The organism is Pseudomonas sp. 9.1(2019), assembly GCF_009910445.1.
Taxonomy (GTDB): Bacteria; Pseudomonadota; Gammaproteobacteria; order Pseudomonadales; family Pseudomonadaceae; genus Aquipseudomonas; species Aquipseudomonas paraversuta.
Genome location: NZ_VBWF01000011.1, coordinates 666,211 through 681,465, shown reverse-complemented (window position 1 = coordinate 681,465; position 15,255 = coordinate 666,211). Strand labels below are relative to the sequence as shown.

At 58.6% G+C, this 15,255-nt stretch carries 16 protein-coding genes and 1 pseudogene; 4 read left to right on the top strand and 13 right to left on the bottom strand.

The features are described from left to right. The first annotated feature begins 104 nt into the window (after window positions 1-104). Window positions 105-623 carry an acyloxyacyl hydrolase gene (locus FEZ21_RS22110; protein ID WP_160628409.1) on the top strand — a complete coding sequence of 173 codons (519 nt, stop codon included), beginning with the start codon at window positions 105-107 and terminating at the stop codon, window positions 621-623. Between the two features lie 55 nt (window positions 624-678). Here the strand turns inward: FEZ21_RS22110 and FEZ21_RS22105 are convergent. The 11 genes and pseudogenes from FEZ21_RS22105 to FEZ21_RS22055 all read right to left on the bottom strand — a co-directional run. Beyond that, a pseudogene (locus FEZ21_RS22105) lies at window positions 679-801 on the bottom strand (YkgJ family cysteine cluster protein); the annotation flags it as partial. A gap of 107 nt (window positions 802-908) precedes the next feature. Continuing rightward, window positions 909-1,214: a YkgJ family cysteine cluster protein gene (locus FEZ21_RS22100; protein WP_003439808.1), complete on the bottom strand. Its 306-nt coding sequence runs from the start codon at window positions 1,212-1,214 to the stop codon at window positions 909-911. Window positions 1,215-1,292: 78 nt separating this feature from the next. Further along, window positions 1,293-1,808, bottom strand: coding sequence for a DUF2878 domain-containing protein (locus FEZ21_RS22095; RefSeq protein WP_010656042.1), 516 nt, complete (start codon window positions 1,806-1,808; stop codon window positions 1,293-1,295). Next, complete coding sequence (locus tag FEZ21_RS22090; protein ID WP_127196068.1) at window positions 1,801-3,072, bottom strand: cyclopropane-fatty-acyl-phospholipid synthase family protein; 1,272 nt, start codon at window positions 3,070-3,072, stop codon at window positions 1,801-1,803. Before FEZ21_RS22090 ends, FEZ21_RS22095 begins: the two co-directional genes overlap by 8 nt. Then, window positions 3,059-3,859: a DUF1365 domain-containing protein gene (locus FEZ21_RS22085; protein ID WP_003439813.1), complete on the bottom strand. Its 801-nt coding sequence runs from the start codon at window positions 3,857-3,859 to the stop codon at window positions 3,059-3,061. The genes FEZ21_RS22090 and FEZ21_RS22085 overlap by 14 nt, the downstream gene beginning before the upstream one ends. Next, window positions 3,856-5,103 (bottom strand): NAD(P)/FAD-dependent oxidoreductase, encoded by a 1,248-nt coding sequence (locus FEZ21_RS22080; RefSeq protein WP_160628407.1) that lies wholly within the window; start codon window positions 5,101-5,103, stop codon window positions 3,856-3,858. Before FEZ21_RS22080 ends, FEZ21_RS22085 begins: the two co-directional genes overlap by 4 nt. Beyond that, window positions 5,100-5,870, bottom strand: coding sequence for an SDR family oxidoreductase (locus FEZ21_RS22075; RefSeq protein ID WP_160628405.1), 771 nt, complete (start codon window positions 5,868-5,870; stop codon window positions 5,100-5,102). The genes FEZ21_RS22080 and FEZ21_RS22075 overlap by 4 nt, the downstream gene beginning before the upstream one ends. Continuing rightward, complete coding sequence (gene phrB, locus FEZ21_RS22070) at window positions 5,863-7,308, bottom strand: deoxyribodipyrimidine photo-lyase (protein WP_160628403.1); 1,446 nt, start codon at window positions 7,306-7,308, stop codon at window positions 5,863-5,865. Before phrB ends, FEZ21_RS22075 begins: the two co-directional genes overlap by 8 nt. Before the next feature lie 10 nt (window positions 7,309-7,318). After that, on the bottom strand, window positions 7,319-8,254 hold the full coding sequence (locus FEZ21_RS22065) for a MerR family transcriptional regulator (protein WP_160628401.1): 936 nt from the start codon (window positions 8,252-8,254) through the stop codon (window positions 7,319-7,321). Between the two features lie 2 nt (window positions 8,255-8,256). After that, complete coding sequence (locus FEZ21_RS22060; RefSeq protein WP_003439822.1) at window positions 8,257-9,225, bottom strand: DUF523 and DUF1722 domain-containing protein; 969 nt, start codon at window positions 9,223-9,225, stop codon at window positions 8,257-8,259. Window positions 9,226-9,410: 185 nt separating this feature from the next. Then, on the bottom strand, window positions 9,411-10,397 hold the full coding sequence (locus FEZ21_RS22055) for an NAD(P)/FAD-dependent oxidoreductase (RefSeq protein ID WP_003439824.1): 987 nt from the start codon (window positions 10,395-10,397) through the stop codon (window positions 9,411-9,413). A 205-nt stretch (window positions 10,398-10,602) separates the two neighbouring features. Here FEZ21_RS22055 and FEZ21_RS22050 point away from each other — a divergent pair, with 205 nt between their 5' ends. After that, complete coding sequence (locus FEZ21_RS22050) at window positions 10,603-11,505, top strand: TIGR01777 family oxidoreductase (protein ID WP_003439826.1); 903 nt, start codon at window positions 10,603-10,605, stop codon at window positions 11,503-11,505. A gap of 13 nt (window positions 11,506-11,518) precedes the next feature. Further along, on the top strand, window positions 11,519-12,544 hold the full coding sequence (hemH, locus tag FEZ21_RS22045; RefSeq protein ID WP_003439827.1) for a ferrochelatase: 1,026 nt from the start codon (window positions 11,519-11,521) through the stop codon (window positions 12,542-12,544). Between the two features lie 70 nt (window positions 12,545-12,614). Here the strand turns inward: hemH and FEZ21_RS22040 are convergent, their stop codons facing one another. Both FEZ21_RS22040 and upp read right to left on the bottom strand, forming a co-directional pair. Next, on the bottom strand, window positions 12,615-13,889 hold the full coding sequence (locus FEZ21_RS22040; protein WP_003439829.1) for a uracil-xanthine permease family protein: 1,275 nt from the start codon (window positions 13,887-13,889) through the stop codon (window positions 12,615-12,617). A gap of 1 nt (window position 13,890) precedes the next feature. Further along, complete coding sequence (gene upp, locus FEZ21_RS22035; RefSeq protein WP_003439846.1) at window positions 13,891-14,529, bottom strand: uracil phosphoribosyltransferase; 639 nt, start codon at window positions 14,527-14,529, stop codon at window positions 13,891-13,893. A gap of 165 nt (window positions 14,530-14,694) precedes the next feature. Here upp and FEZ21_RS22030 point away from each other — a divergent pair, with 165 nt between their 5' ends. Further along, window positions 14,695-15,252 (top strand): hypoxanthine-guanine phosphoribosyltransferase, encoded by a 558-nt coding sequence (locus FEZ21_RS22030; RefSeq protein ID WP_003439847.1) that lies wholly within the window; start codon window positions 14,695-14,697, stop codon window positions 15,250-15,252. Window positions 15,253-15,255: the final 3 nt, after the last annotated feature.

Here is a 15,255-nt window from a genome sequence, read left to right as displayed (position 1 = left end):
AAAAGGTTCAAGACGGTTGAACTTTCGGGCGGAGACTGGATTCTTAGCGCTTGTCTGATGAGGCACACAACAATGATCTTTGCATACGGAAGCGGGATTTTCTTATGAAGCGATTTTTTTGCCTGGCTGCGCTGGCAGCCACTGTTCTGGGGCACAGCTACACAGCACAAGCGGCCGGTATCGAGTTTGGGGTAGGGCACACCAGTGAATCGACCATGACTTATCGGCTGGGCTTGAAGTCCGATTGGGACAAGAGCTGGCTACAGAGTGATATTGGTCGTCTTACAGGTTATTGGGATGGGGCTTACACCTACTGGGAAGGTGACAAGTCATCTGCGAACCACAGCTTGTCGTTCTCGCCTGTATTTGTGTACGAGTTTGCCGGTGAAACGGTCAAGCCTTATGTAGAGGCCGGCATCGGGGTCGCAGCGTTTTCCCACACTGAAGTTGAAGGCAACAAGCTGGGGACGGCTTTCCAGTTTGAAGATCGCCTGGGTTTTGGCCTGCGCTTTACCGGTGGGCATGAAGTGGGTATTCGAGCGACTCATTACTCCAATGCCGGGCTATCGAGCACCAACGACGGTATAGAGAGCTACGCCCTGCATTACACAATGCCGCTGTAACGTACGTCTTCCCCGTAGGAGCGAGACAAGCTCGCTCCTACAAGGGATCAAACCGCTACCGATAGGCGGTTGTGATGCCTTGACGTTCGTTCAGGCATTCAACATCACCCATCTCGAACTCGCGGCAAATCAGCGGACGTTTTTCGTAGATGGTGCACATCATGGTGTTGCGATCCAGTCTGCCGCTGTAACGTACGCCTTCCCTGTAGGAGCGAGCTTGTCTCGCGAGCTTTTCAGCGTGATATGCCATACCGCAAAAGCTCGCTCCTGCAAGGGATCAAACCGCTACCGATAGGCGGTTGTGATGCCTTGACGCTCGTTCAGGCATTCAACATCACCCATCTCGAACTCGCGGCAAATCAGCGGACGCTTTTCGTAGATGGTGCACATCATGGTGTTGCGATCCAGCGCTGCACACCAGCCATCATCGAGGCGCAGCATGACCTCGCCGCCCCAGTCATCGGTGTCGATAAAGCGCTCGGGCACACCGGTGTCGGTGATCAACATCACTTCCAGTTGGCAGCAGCATGCCGCGCACGTCGAACAGGTGACGGCGGGTTCGGTAATTTCGGTCAGGGGGATGTTGGTCATAGGCGCGCAGTGTAAGGCAGAGCAGCTGTCAGGTGTAAAACCGCTGACAAACCGCCATTCATCCCTGTAGGAGCAAGCTCATTCTCGCAGCGGAAGTTGGGCTGTCTGCTTGCCCGCCAGCCATTGCAGCGCCGGGAACAACCCCGCCCATAACACCGCGAGCAAGACCAGGGTCGGCCACAGTCCGAACCCGAATTGCACCGCCCCCAGCCGTTGCCCTGCGTAATACGACAATGGCCCGCCAACCGCGCCCAGCAGCACCGCCCGCCATGCCGGTCGTGCCGTCCATGCCAGGCAATGGTTCAGGGTGGTCGCCAGTAATGCCCAGAGCAGCATCAACCAGAACGGGATCAAAATCCCCTCCTGCCGGAACTCAAAAACCCCGGCATTGAGCAGCAGGCTGTCCACCAGGGTGCCGAGCAAGCAGACGCAAATGATCAAGCGCACTTCTGTCCACCGGGCACTTATCCACAGTCCGTTCACCAGTAGTACGCCCGCCGGCAGTAGTAACCACAGGCTATTGCCACCCAGCACACAGGCAAACCAGCCAAGCTGGAACATTCCGGCATTGGCCAGCAGCTTCAGATCAAGCATCAAAGCGCCCGAGCAAGGGTTGCGGCATGGCCCCGGGTTTGGCCAGCAACAATTGCGCGGTGCCGATACTGCGTTCGAGGAAGCCACCTTCGCAGTAGCACAGGTAAAATTCCCACAGACGCAGGAAGTATTCGTCATAGCCCAGCTCGGTCAGACGGCCGTGGGCGCGGCGAAAGTTCTCATGCCACAGGCGCAAGGTTCTGGCGTAGTGCAGGCCAAAGTCCTCCATATGCATCAGGTTCATGTCGGTATCGCGGGTGACGATCTCGAGCATTTTTTGCACGCTGGGCAGTGCGCCGCCGGGGAAGATGTAGCGCTGGATAAAGTCCACGCCGGTTTTGGCTTGCTCGTAACGCTGGTCTCGAATGGTGATGGCTTGCAGCAACATCAACCCCTGGCTCTTTAGCAGGTGCGAACACTGTTTGAAGTAGTTGGGTAAAAAATGATGGCCGACCGCTTCGATCATCTCGATGGACACCAGTTTGTCGTACTGCCCGGTCAGATCGCGGTAATCCTCCAGCAACAAGGTCACCTGATTCTGAAGTCCCAGTGCCTCGATACGCTTACGGGTGTAATCGAATTGTTCCTTCGAGAGTGTGGTGGTGGTCACTTTGCAGTGGTAATGCTGCGCGGCAAAAATTGCCATGCTGCCCCAGCCGGTGCCGATTTCCAGCAAGTGGTCTTCGGGCTTGAGGTCGAGCTTCTGGCAAATGCGTTGCAGCTTATTCAGTTGGGCCTGCTCCAGGCTGTCGTCAGGGCTGAGGAACTGCGCCGCTGAATACATCATGGTGGGGTCGAGAAACTGCTCGAACATCTCATTGCCAAGGTCGTAATGAGCCGCAATGTTTTTTTGCGAGCCTTTGCGGGTATTGCGATTGATCCAGTGCAAGCCCCGTATCAACGGGCGTCCCAGGCTGGCAAGCCCACCCTCCATGGCGTCCAGAACCTTCAGGTTGCTGACCAGTACCCGGACCACTCTGGTCAGGTCGGGCGAGCTCCAGTAGCCGTGGATAAATGCTTCGCCGGCGCCTATGGAACCGTTGCTGGCGATCATCCCCCAGACACCGGGGTCGCTGATGTGCACTTCGCCGATCAGTGTCGCGTTGCTGTCACCGAACAGATGGCGCTCGCCATTTTCAGTCAGCACCAATTGGCCGTGCTGCAGCTGGCTGAGTTGACGCATGACTCCGCGCCGCAGCAGTACGCTGGTCAGATTGTAGGTACTCAATCGTGAGGTTTTGCTCACCAGGCTAGGGCTTTTCATGACGTTTATCCTTGGGTTGCAGGGCGGCAATACGAAAGGCGCCGTCGGCGGCCTGATGGGAAAAGATCGGCGTACGTTTGAGAAACAGGCGCAAGGCTTGCCAGTAAATGGCCAGGCAAGTCTTTGCCGTCATCCATGGAAATTGCCGCAAGTAGCGATGCAAACCTGGACGGTCGAGAGCGCTGCGTTGCAGATTGAGGGTGGCATCGAACATTTTCAGCTCACCTTGCCAATCCGCCATATGCACACCGAGTCGGGCAGCGGGCGGGCTGAAACTCATGCGGTATTCCAGATCGCGGGGCAGAAAAGGCGAGACATGAAATGCCTTGGCCACGGCAAAATGCTGATGGCTGTCACCCAGGGCCGGGAGCACGTAGTGATAGTGCTCGCGCCACGGGGTATTGCTCACTTCGCACAGGATGGCAGCCAGTTGCCCGTCAGCCTCGTAGCAATAAAAGAAACTCACCGGGTTGAAACTCAAGCCCCAGCTGCGGGCCTGAGTCAGTAAGCAGATGGCACCTTGGGGCGTATGCCCGAGGGCCCGGGCGACTTGTTGGCGAACGGCATCCATCAGGCGCATGCCGGTCCTGGTGTAATCCTTCAGGTAATCGGTTTCGCGAAACGAGAAGGGTGCAAAGCGGCTTTTTCCAGCCAGTGGTGACAGCCCCAATACAGCATCCTGTTCGTCCAGGTCGAGATACAACAAGCCGATGCGGTAGCGGAATGCATGGCTGGTCGGCGCAAAACGCCGGTGGGCGATCCAGCCGCTGTACAGGGCGCTGTTCATAGCTGTTGGCCGAATGCTGAGGCGACACGCAAAGCGCTGACCACCCCGTCTTCGTGAAAGCCGTTAGCCCAGTAAGCACCGCAAAAATAGCTGTGCTGCGGCCCCAGCAATTCTTGCCAGCGCCCTTGGGCGGCTACGGCATCGAGGCTGTATTGCGGGTGGGCGTAGGTGTATCGGGCCAGCACTTGCAGCGGGTCGATGGCCTCGGTCTGGTTAAGGCTGACGCAGAATGTGGTCTCGCTCTCGATCCCCTGCAGGATGTTCATGGCGTAAGTCACGCTGGCGCGGCGTTGTCCGACATCGCCCAGTCGATAGTTCCAACTGGCCCAGGCCTGTTTTCGCTCAGGTAGCAGTCGGGTATCGGTATGCAGGACCACGTCGTTATCGGCGTAGGGCAGGGCGCCGAGGATTTGCTGTTCGGCGACTGTCGGCCGGGCCAACAGCTTTAAGGCCTGATCGCTATGGCAGGCAAAAATCACTTTGTCGAAGCGCTCGCTGCCTGCCGGGCTGTGGATGAGTACACCCAGGTCGTCGCGTTCAACCGCCGTAACCGGGCAGTTGAGGCGAATGTGTTCGGCAAAACCTGCGCTCAGCGGTTGTACATAGGCGCTCGAGCCACCTTCGATCACTCGCCACTGCGGGCGATTGGTGATGCTCAGTAAGCCGTGGTTCTTGAAGAAGCGGATAAACGCCTGCAGCGGAAATGCCTGCATCTCGGCCAGTGGCATGGACCAGATCGCCGCGCCCATCGGCACAATGTAGTGCTCGATAAACCGGGGGCCATAGCCACGCTGCTGCAGGTAGTCGCCCAGTCGGGTGTCGCTGGCAATGCGCTGTTGTTGCAGGTCGCGTACGGCCTGGCGATTGAAACGCAGGATATCGCGCAACATGCCCCAGAACCCGGGGGACAACAGGTTGCTGCGTTGGGCGAACAAACTGTTGAGGCTGTTGCCGTTGTATTCGAAATTGCGTCGGGGGTCGTGCACCGAGAAGCTCATCTCAGTGGCTTTGGAGCGCACCCCCAGTCGATCGATCAGCTTGATGAAGTTGGGATAGGTCCAGTCGTTGAACACGATGAAGCCGGTATCAATTTGATAGTGACGCCCGCCGATGCCGACATCCACCGTATGGGTATGCCCCCCCACCCAGTCACTGGCCTCGAACACGCGGATATCGTGTTCTTTATGCAGTAAATAGCCACAGGTCAGACCTGAGATGCCGCTGCCAATGATCGCGATTTTCATGATGGTGTCTCGTCAGAAGTCCGTGCCAGGCGTTTTCCAATCGCCAGTTGCAGGCGTTTTGGCAGGCTCGCCATCAGTTTGAGAGTGGCGATAAATGACCAGGGAAAAGCGATTTCCAGCGGGCGGTTTTCCAGACGCTGGCAAATATGCTGTGCGGCTTTGAGTGCAGGCCAGCGCATGGGCATGGGGAAATCGTTTTTTGCCGTCAGCGGGGTGTCAACGAAGCCGGGGCTGACCAGGGTGACATCCATTCCCTCGTGGGCGAGATCGATGCGCAGTGACTCCAGCAAGTAGCGCAGTCCGGCTTTTGACGCGCCATACGCTTCGGCCCGGGGCAGGGTCCAGAAGGTCACGGAACTGACCACGCCCACCAGGTGCGGGCGGGTGCCTGCACGCAGTAAAGGCAGCGCACTTTCAAGGCAGTAAGCGCTGGCCAGTAAATTGGTGCGCACCACGCGCTCGATCAGGGCTGCGTCGAAGTGCCGGACGTCGACATATTCACAGGAGCCGGCATTGAGAATCACGCAGTCCAGCGCGCCCCAGGTGTGCGCGATACGCTTGCCGATTTCCCGCACTTGCAGGCTGTCGGTCAGGTCGCCGGGCACCAGCAGCACCTGCCCCGGGTAGCGTTCGGATAACGCTTGCAGGGGGGGCAGGGTGCGGGCACTCAATGCCAGGCGGGCACCGCTGTTGAGCAGTTGTTCCGCCAGGTGAGCACCAATCCCGCTGCTGGCCCCGGTAAGCCAGATACGCCGTGTCTCAGCCATCGCACACCTCGTAAAGCTGGCGCGACGGCAGATTCTTGAACGCGCAGAGGGCCCGTTCGCGACTGTGTTTCAAGTCGACAATTGGCCGCGGATAATCGGCAACCCCAAACAGGCCGCCGGCAATGGCCGGGTTATGAATCTCTTTTTTATTCAGCGTCGCAAGTTCTGGCAGCCAGTGCTTGATGAAGCGACCTTCGGGGTCGAAGCGCTCGGACTGACTCAAGGGGTTGAAAATTCTGAAGTAGGGCACCGAATCGGTCCCGGTGGATGAGCTCCACTGCCAGCCGCCGTTGTTGGCTGCCAGATCGCCATCAATCAAGTGCTGCATAAAGAAGCGCTCACCCTCGCGCCAGTCGATCAACAGGTTCTTGGTCAGGAACATTGCCACCACCATCCGCAGGCGGTTGTGCATCCAGCCGGTTGCCAGCAGTTGGCGAATGGCCGCGTCGATGATCGGGATACCGGTGCGCCCCTCTTTCCATGCCGCCAGTTCTTGTGGGGCATCACGCCAGGGCAAGAACTCGGTGTCGGCTCTGAATGCGCGATGCCGGGAAACCCGTGGGTAACCCACCAGAATATGTTTATAGAACTCGCGCCAGATCAGTTCGATGATCCAGGTCGCGCAGCCGACACTGCCGCTTTCAAATTCGCCGTTGTTGCTGAGCAGTGCTGCATGCAGGCATTGGCGGGGTGAGATAACGCCTGCTGCCAAGTAGGGCGAAAGCTGGCTGGTGCCAGGTTTGGCGGGCAAGTCACGCTCTTCTTTGTAGTAGTGGATTTGCTCGTCGGCGAAGCGTGCCAGGCGCTGCCGGGCTTCGTCTTCCCCGGCCGGCCAGAGTGCGCGCAGGGTTTCGTCGGGCGGCGCAAAGCCGCTAACAGATTGAGCAATCGCATCCCGGGCAATGGTCAGCTGCGCCTGGGGCCGGGGTGTGGCCACGATGGGCGGCAGTCCCGTGTGCAGGCGCTCATAGCAAACCTTGCGGAACTGGCTGAACACCTGAAAGTAGGTCCCGGTTTTGGTCAGCACACTGCCGGGTTGAAACAGCAGTTGGTCGAGGTGACGATGAAAGCCGATGCCCTTGGCGTCGAGGGCACGGGCGACGGCTTGATCGCGCCGGGTTTCATGGATGCCGTATTCATCATTTACATGCACGTCCTCAATGCCCAACTGTTGGCACAGTTCAACCAGCACCGCGGGGGCCTGGTCCCAGGCGGGCGCGCTGCGAATCAGTAACGGGATATTCAGTTGCTCGAGGCTGTCGCTCAGGACGCTCAGATTACGCAGCCAAAAATCGACTTTGCACGGCGCGTCGTCATGGGCCAGCCATTGCTCGGGGCTGATGAGATACACGGCCACAGTGGGGCCGCGTTCAGCTGCGGCGTTCAGGGCGGTGTTGTCGTTTTGGCGCAAGTCGCTGCGCAGCCAGATCAGTTGCATGTTTATTCCTCTAGAACAGTCCGAGCTGGCTGAGCCGTTGATGGGCTTCAAGGGGATCGCGAGCAAGAGACAATCCTGCGATTTCAGTAGTACTTACGGCCAGCTCGGCGCTATGGATGCATACCGTCGGTCCGGCAATCAGGATCGGGCAGTCAACGCCCTTCAGTAGCTTTGGCAGTTGCTGGGGGTTCAGGGTCTGGCTCGAATAGAGGACCACGGCGGGTGATTTGAGGCGTTCCACCGCCAATGCCAGTTCACCGCCGGGCAGGGGCGCGTCGATGACTTCAACCGGGCAGTGGCTGCTGCTGACCAGCCAGGCGGTGAGCCACAGCTGGGCTTCGAAAGGCTGGGGTGAATGGTTGATCAGCAGGATGGGCTTGCCTTTGAGTGAGCGATTGTTGTGGTAGATACGGGCGCCCAGTTTGCTGCGTAGCCAGGAGCTGAAAAACACTCGCTCCAGTTGTGCCCCGAACTGGCCCTGCCAGCGTTGTTCCAGCGCGCTCAACAGCGGGATCAGCAGCTGTTCGCACAGGGTGTGGGCCGGATACAGCGACATGACCTGATTGAAGTTGTCGTCCAGTCTGCGCCCGGCCAGCTCAGTGATCGCCAGCGTCAGGGCCTGGCTCCATGCCAGCCAGTCGTTGTCGACGGGTTCGCGGTGGCTCGGGGCCAGGTCGAGCAGTGGCTTGACCTGGCTGACCGACACCCCGCGATTGAGCCAGGTCAGAATGTGCTGGATTCGCTGGATATGGGCGGCTGAGAACAGGCGATGACCTTTGGCGGTGCGGTGCGGGACGATCAGGCCATAACGCCGCTCCCAGGCGCGCAGGGTCACGGCATTGACCCCCGTGATGCGCGCCACTTCGCGTATCGGCAACCAGCCTTCGGCCAGGGCCTGGTTGTAGTCGGGTGCGGCAGAACTGGTCTGCGAAAGGTCCTGGTTCATGGTCAGATCGCATTGCGCAGGCTGAGGTTTTCCGGGTGCGGTTGCAGGTACACCTGCCGCGAGATATAGGGATCCGGATGCTGGCGAAAATGATGCTTGAGCAGTGTCAGCGGCACCACCAACGGCACAATGCCGTGCAGGTACTGGCCAATCAGGTACTGCATTTCTTGCTTGTCTTCGCGGCTGAGGGACTGTTTGAGATAGCCGCTGATGTGTTGCAGCACATTGGTGTGAGTGCGGCGCGTGGCGCATTTTTTCAGGGCTTTCATCAACTCGCTGAAATACTGCGGGGCAATTTCGCGAGGGTCGCCCTTGCCCAGGCTCCCCAGCATGTTGCCCAGGGTTTTGTACTGTTCGGGGTGGTGGGCCATAAGCTGGTATTTATAGCGGGCATGAAACTCGGTCAGGGAGCGGCGGGTGATGCCGTCTCCGAGCAACTGTTGCCAGGCGCTATAGGCGTAAACCCGGGTCAGAAAGTTTTCACGCAATACCGGGTCGTTGAGGCGGCCTTCTTCTTCAACCGGCAAGTCCGGGTGCGCGGCGCAAAACGCTTGTGCGTAAATCCCCCGTCCTCTCAACTCTGCGGGGCGTCCACCGTCCTGATAGACCTTGACTCGCTCGAGTCCGCAGGACGGCGACTTTTGCATAAAGATGTAGCCGCAAATGTCTGTGTGCGCTGCGGCCATGGCCACAGCGTAATCGTGCAGTGGCCGGGTTACGTCCATAGCGCTGTCGACACTGCCTACGGCTTGGGGTTGGGCAGGGTCGCCGATCAGGCGAATGGGCTGGCGCGGAATGCCCAGCCCGATGGCGACTTCGGGGCACAGCGGGACGAACTCGAAATACTCACTCAGGGCCTGGCTGCACAGTTGCGAAGCCTTATGCCCGCCGTTGAAGCGAACTTCGGCGCCCAGCAGGCAGGCACTGATGGCGATTTTCGGTTTGTCGCGGGCTGAGACGGCGCTGACCATGGGATGAACCTCCAGGAATTACTTGTACATCTTTGTAGCGATGTACAACCTGGTTTCATCTTAGGCTTTGCCTTGTACAAGTCAATTATCCTGTACAAGTATTTGGGGCTTCTACAGGAGCGAGCCGTTTTTAAAAGATCGCCAGCAAGCTCGCTCTCACAGAGGTTATACGCCAGCCCTGGGCTTCATTCGAGGTGTTCGATCAAGCGCCGGGCTGCCTCCTGGCCACTGAGCCACGCGCCTTCGACCCGGCCTGACAGGCACCAGTCGCCACAGGCATAAAGCCCCAGATCGGCATCGGTCAGTGCTCCCCATTCATGGGCGGTGGAAGGCCGGGCATAGAGCCAGCGGTGGGCCAGACTGAAGATCGGCGCAGGCATGGGGAAGTGCATCAGTTCGGCAAACGCACCGTGCAAGTGCTCGATGACTGCTTCTTTGGACAGATCCAGGTTTTGCCTGCTCCAGGCGCTGGTGGCATGCAGCACCCAGGTGTCGGGCTTGTGCTCACGCCCCGGTTTACTGCTGTTGCGGGCTAGCCAGTCCAGCGGGCTGTCTTGCACGAAGCAGCCATCCATTTTGGTTTCCAGGGGCGTATCGAAAGCCAGGGCGACGGCCCAGGTCGGGTCCATTTTCACTCCGGCCGCGGTGCTTGCCAGTTTGGGCGCACAAGCAAGCAGGGCGGTTGCCTGAGGTGCCGGCGTTGCCACTATCACATGGCTGTAGGGGCCGTGACTGACCTCGTCGGCATCCAGCAGGTGCCAGTGTTTTTCACCGCGTATCAAGTCAGTAATACGACATGCAAACTCAACCTTGAAATGGCCGAGCATGCCGCGGGTAATCGCGCTCATGCGCGGGCTGCCTACCCAGCGGGTCTGTTCGTCCGGTGACGGTGTGAGCTGGCCGTTCTTGTGGTTGTACAGATGAGGTTCCCATTCAGCAGCCCAGCCCAGGGCTTGCCACTGCTGGACCTCGTCGACAAAGCGGCGATCGCGGGCAGTGAAATACTGGGCTCCAAGATCCAGTGATCCCGCATCACTGCGCTTGCTCGACATGCGTCCGCCGCTGCCGCGGCTTTTATCGAACAGATGCACAGTGTGCCCGGCCTTGTGCAGTGCCCTTGCGGCCGACAATCCGGCGATGCCGGCCCCGATAATTGCGATAGGTACAGTCATATTGGCCTCAATCCCTATTTGCCCAGTCAGCTGCACAAACTACGATGCCGCCAATATCTGTACAAATTAATTTATTAGTATAAGTTTTAGTGCGCTTGCCGGGCCAGCCTAGCCTATTCTTTATGAAGCCAGCGGCCCAAAGAAATGGGAATTTCTTTAAAAATAGACCAGTGCACCCGATAAAACTCCCAGCGAGGATCAACTCATGCACATTTTGCTGACCGGCGGTACAGGCTTGATCGGGCGCCAGCTTTGCCGTCACTGGCTGGCGCAAGGTCATCGCCTGAGCGTGTGGAGTCGTCGCCCTGATCGCGTGAGCGAATTGTGCGGTGCCGGCGTAAGAGGCGTCGCCACACTTGAAGAACTTGGCCAGGAGCCGATTGATGCGCTGATCAACCTTGCCGGCGCGCCGATTGCCGATCGGCCATGGACACGCAAGCGCAAGGCGTTGTTGTGGGGCAGCCGGATTACGCTGACGGAAACCCTGGTGACCTGGCTGGCCAGCCGCGAACAAAAACCGTCGGTGCTGGTGTCAGGTTCGGCAGTGGGCTGGTATGGCGATGGGGGTGAGCGCGAGTTGACCGAAGAGTCGCCTCCGGTGAGCGAAGACTTCGCCAGCCATTTGTGTATTGCCTGGGAGGAAACCGCGCAACGCGCACAGGCCTTGGGCATTCGTGTGGTGCTGGTGCGTACCGGCCTGGTGCTGGCGGCCGAGGGCGGCTTTTTGTCGCGCCTGTTATTGCCTTTCAAACTGGCGTTGGGCGGGCCGATAGGTAATGGTCGGCAATGGATGCCATGGATTCATATCAATGACCAAATTGCCCTGATTGATTTTCTTGTGCATGAGAATGCCGCGTCGGGTCCTTATAATGCCTGCGCGCCGCATCCGGTACGCAACCTTGAGTTCGCCAAAACCCTGGGCAGCGTGTTGCACCGTCCGGCGTTCATTCCCGTTCCCGCCTTTGCCTTGCGCGTTGGTCTGGGCGAATTGTCACAGTTATTGCTGGGCGGCCAACGGGCCACGCCGGCCAAATTGCTGGCAGCCGGTTTCACTTTTCAGTTCACCGATTTGCGTGCGGCCCTGGATGATCTGTCCGCCCGCCTCTGAAATAGGATGTTGCATGACCGAGCACGCACTATTACTGGTTAACCTGGGTTCGCCCGCGTCTACTTCGGTAGCCGATGTACGCAGCTACCTGAACCAGTTTCTGATGGACCCGTATGTGATCGACATGCCGTGGCCATTGCGCCGCCTGATCGTGTCATTGATTCTGGTCAAGCGCCCCGAACAATCGGCCCATGCCTATGCCTCCATCTGGTGGGATGAAGGCTCGCCGCTGGTGGTGCTCAGCCGTCGCCTGCAGCAGGCGATGAGCAAGGAGTGGACCAAGGGGCCGGTAGAACTGGCAATGCGCTATGGCGAACCGTCCATTGAAACCGTGCTCACACGTCTGGCGGCCAAGGGCATTCACAAGGTCACCCTGGCACCTTTGTATCCACAGTTTGCCGACAGTACGGTCACCACCGTGATTGCAGAAGCCAAGCGGGTGATCAAAGCCGCAAAGCTGGGCATTCAACTCTCCATCGTGCAGCCGTTTTACGATCAGCCCGAATACCTCGACGCATTGGTGGCGAGTACCCGGCCGCATCTGGAGCAGGATTACGATCATTTACTGCTCAGTTTTCACGGTTTGCCCGAGCGCCATCTGCATAAACTCGATCCGACCGGTAATCACTGCTTCAAAAATGCTGACTGCTGCCAGAATGCTTCGCCGGCAGTATTGGCAACCTGCTACCGGGCGCAGTGCTTGCGTACGGCTCAGGAGTTTGCCGATCGCGCGGGGTTGCCGGCGGGCAAATGGTCGGTGGCGTTCCAGTCCCGACTGGGCCGGGCCAAGTGGATCGAACCCTATACCGAGGCACGGCTGGACGCTCTGGCCAAAGACGGAGTGAAGAAGATTCTGGTCATGTGCCCGGCGTTTGTGGCGGATTGCATTGAAACGCTGGAAGAAATCGGCGATCGCGGTCGCGAGCAGTTTATTGCGGCGGGGGGCGAGGAGCTGGTGCTGGTACCGTGTCTGAATGACAACCCTGAGTGGGCGGCAGCGTTGAATACCTTGTGTGAGCGGGCGCCGCTGGCGCTGTAAAACTCCGCTTGCAGATACCTTGTGGAAGCCTGGCAGGCCAGGCTTCCACAGGATCCTGGGGACTTGCCGATTAGATAACCGGCCCGTCACCTTTCTTGTGTTTCCAGCTGTCATTGCCCGGCAACAACAGATTCAGCGCAATGGCGACGATGGCACACAGGGCGATGCCCTTGAGGCCGAAGTCTTCCGGGCCCATGCCGGTGCCAATCAGCACTCCGCCGATACCGAACACCAGGGTCACCGAAACAATCACCAGGTTGCGGGCTTCGCTCAGATCGACCTGATGGCGAATCAGGGTGTTCATCCCGACCGCAGCAATTGAACCGAACAACAGGCATAGAATCCCGCCCATCACCGGCACTGGAATGCTTTGCAGCAGTGCGCCGAACTTGCCGACAAATGCCAGGCTAATGGCGAAAATCGCCGCCCAGGTCATTATTTTCGGGTTGTAGTTCTTGGTCAGCATCACTGCGCCGGTCACTTCGGCGTAGGTGGTGTTGGGCGGACCGCCAAGCAGGCCGGCAGCGGTGGTGGCGATGCCGTCACCGAACAGGGTGCGATGCAGGCCGGGCTTTTTCAGATAGTCGCGGCCGGTCACGCTGCCCACGGCAATCACTCCGCCGATGTGTTCAATGGCCGGGGCCAGGGCCACGGGGACGATAAACAGAATCGCCTGCCAGTTGAACTCGGGAGCAGTGAAGTGCGGCAGGGCAAACCATGGGGCGGCGGCAATCTTGGCCGTGTCCACTACGCCAAAGTAAAACGCCATCGAGAATCCCACCAGCACGCCGGCAATGATCGGCACCAGGCGGAAAATGCCTTTACCGAACACGGCTACGATCAGGGTGGTCAGCAGGGCTGGCATCGAGATCAGCATGGCGGTCTGGTAGTGGATCAGCTCGGTGCCATCTTCAGCGCGGCCCATGGCCATGTGCGCTGCAATCGGGGCCATTGCCAGACCAATCGAGATGATCACCGGACCAATCACTACGGGAGGCAGCAGGCGGTCAATAAAACCGGTGCCTTTGAGCTTTACCGCGAAACCGAGGAAGGTGTACACGAAGCCTGCTGCCATCACGCCGCCCATGGTCGCGGCAAGGCCGAACTGGCCTTTGGCGAGAATGATCGGGGTAATGAACGCAAAGCTTGAAGCCAGAAAAACCGGCACCTGGCGCCGGGTCACGATCTGGAACAACAGAGTCCCGAGACCCGCGGTGAACAGCGCGACGTTAGGGTCGAGGCCGGTAATCAAAGGCATCAGGACCAACGCGCCAAAGGCCACGAAGAGCATCTGCGCGCCAGATATGATCTGGCGCCAGAGCGGGTCGTTGAACTCGTCCTGCATGTTATGCGTCCTTTTGCTTGGTGCCGAAGATCTTGTCGCCAGCATCGCCCAGGCCAGGAATGATGTAACCGTGTTCGTTCAGACGCTCATCGATGGAGGCGGTGTAGATGACGACGTCCGGGTGAGCGGCTTCTACAGTGGCAATGCCTTCTGGCGCGGCAACCAGCACCATGGCGCGGATTTCTTTGCAGCCGGCTTTCTTCAGCAGATCAATGGTGGCAACCATGGATGCACCGGTGGCCAGCATCGGGTCGATGATCATCGCCAGACGTTCGTTGATTTCCGGTACCAGTTTTTCCAGGTAGGTGTGGGCCTGAAGGGTTTCTTCGTTACGGGCTACACCGACTGCGCTGACTTTGGCGCCCGGAATCAGGCTCAGTACACCTTCGAGCATGCCAATGCCGGCACGCAGGATCGGGACGACGGTAATTTTCTTGCCGGCGATTTTTTCAACTTTAACAGTGCCGCACCAGCCTTCAATCTCGTAGGTTTCGAGGGTCAGGTCTTTGGTGGCTTCATAGGTCAGCAACGCGCCTACTTCCTGAGCAAGCTCGCGGAAGTTCTTCGTGCTAATGTCTGCGCGGCGCATAAGGCCGAGCTTGTGACGAATCAGCGGGTGGCGTATCTCGCGAATGGGCATGGGGGAAAGGCTCCGTGGGCAGGCAAAAAAAGCGGCCTAGATTAATCTAATACGGGGTGATGTCCTACTAAACATTACTGCACGTTAGTCCATAAATACTTGATCTGAGCCATGCGGGTGCGTACCTTTGCCCGCTTTTCTTGCACAACCCCCCTGGAGAGCGTCATGTCTGCTGATCTCGAGCATATCCGTCAAATCATGCGAGAGGCTGACTGCCTGTACACCGAAGCTGAAGTCGAGGCAGCCATTGCCCGCGTTGGCGCGCAAATCACGGCCGAAATGGCCGAGACCAATCCAGTAGTATTTTGTGTGATGAATGGCGGCCTGATTTTTGCGGGCAAGTTGCTCACCCACCTGAAGTTCCCGCTTGAAGCGTCTTACCTGCACGCGACGCGCTATCGCAATGAGACCACTGGCGGCGATCTGTTCTGGAAAGCCAAGCCAGAAGTGTCGTTCATTGACCGTCATGTTCTGATCATTGATGACATCCTCGATGAAGGTCACACCCTGAGTGCCATCGTCGAGTTCTGCAAACACGCAGGTGCCCGTCAGGTGCACACGGCGGTGCTGATCGACAAGGACCATCAGCGCAAGGCGCGTCCGGACCTTAAAGCCAATTACGCGGGTCTGCCGTGCATTGACCGCTACCTCTTCGGTTATGGCATGGACTACAAGGGATACTGGCGCAATGCCGCCGGGATTTATGCCGTCAAAGACATGTAATAA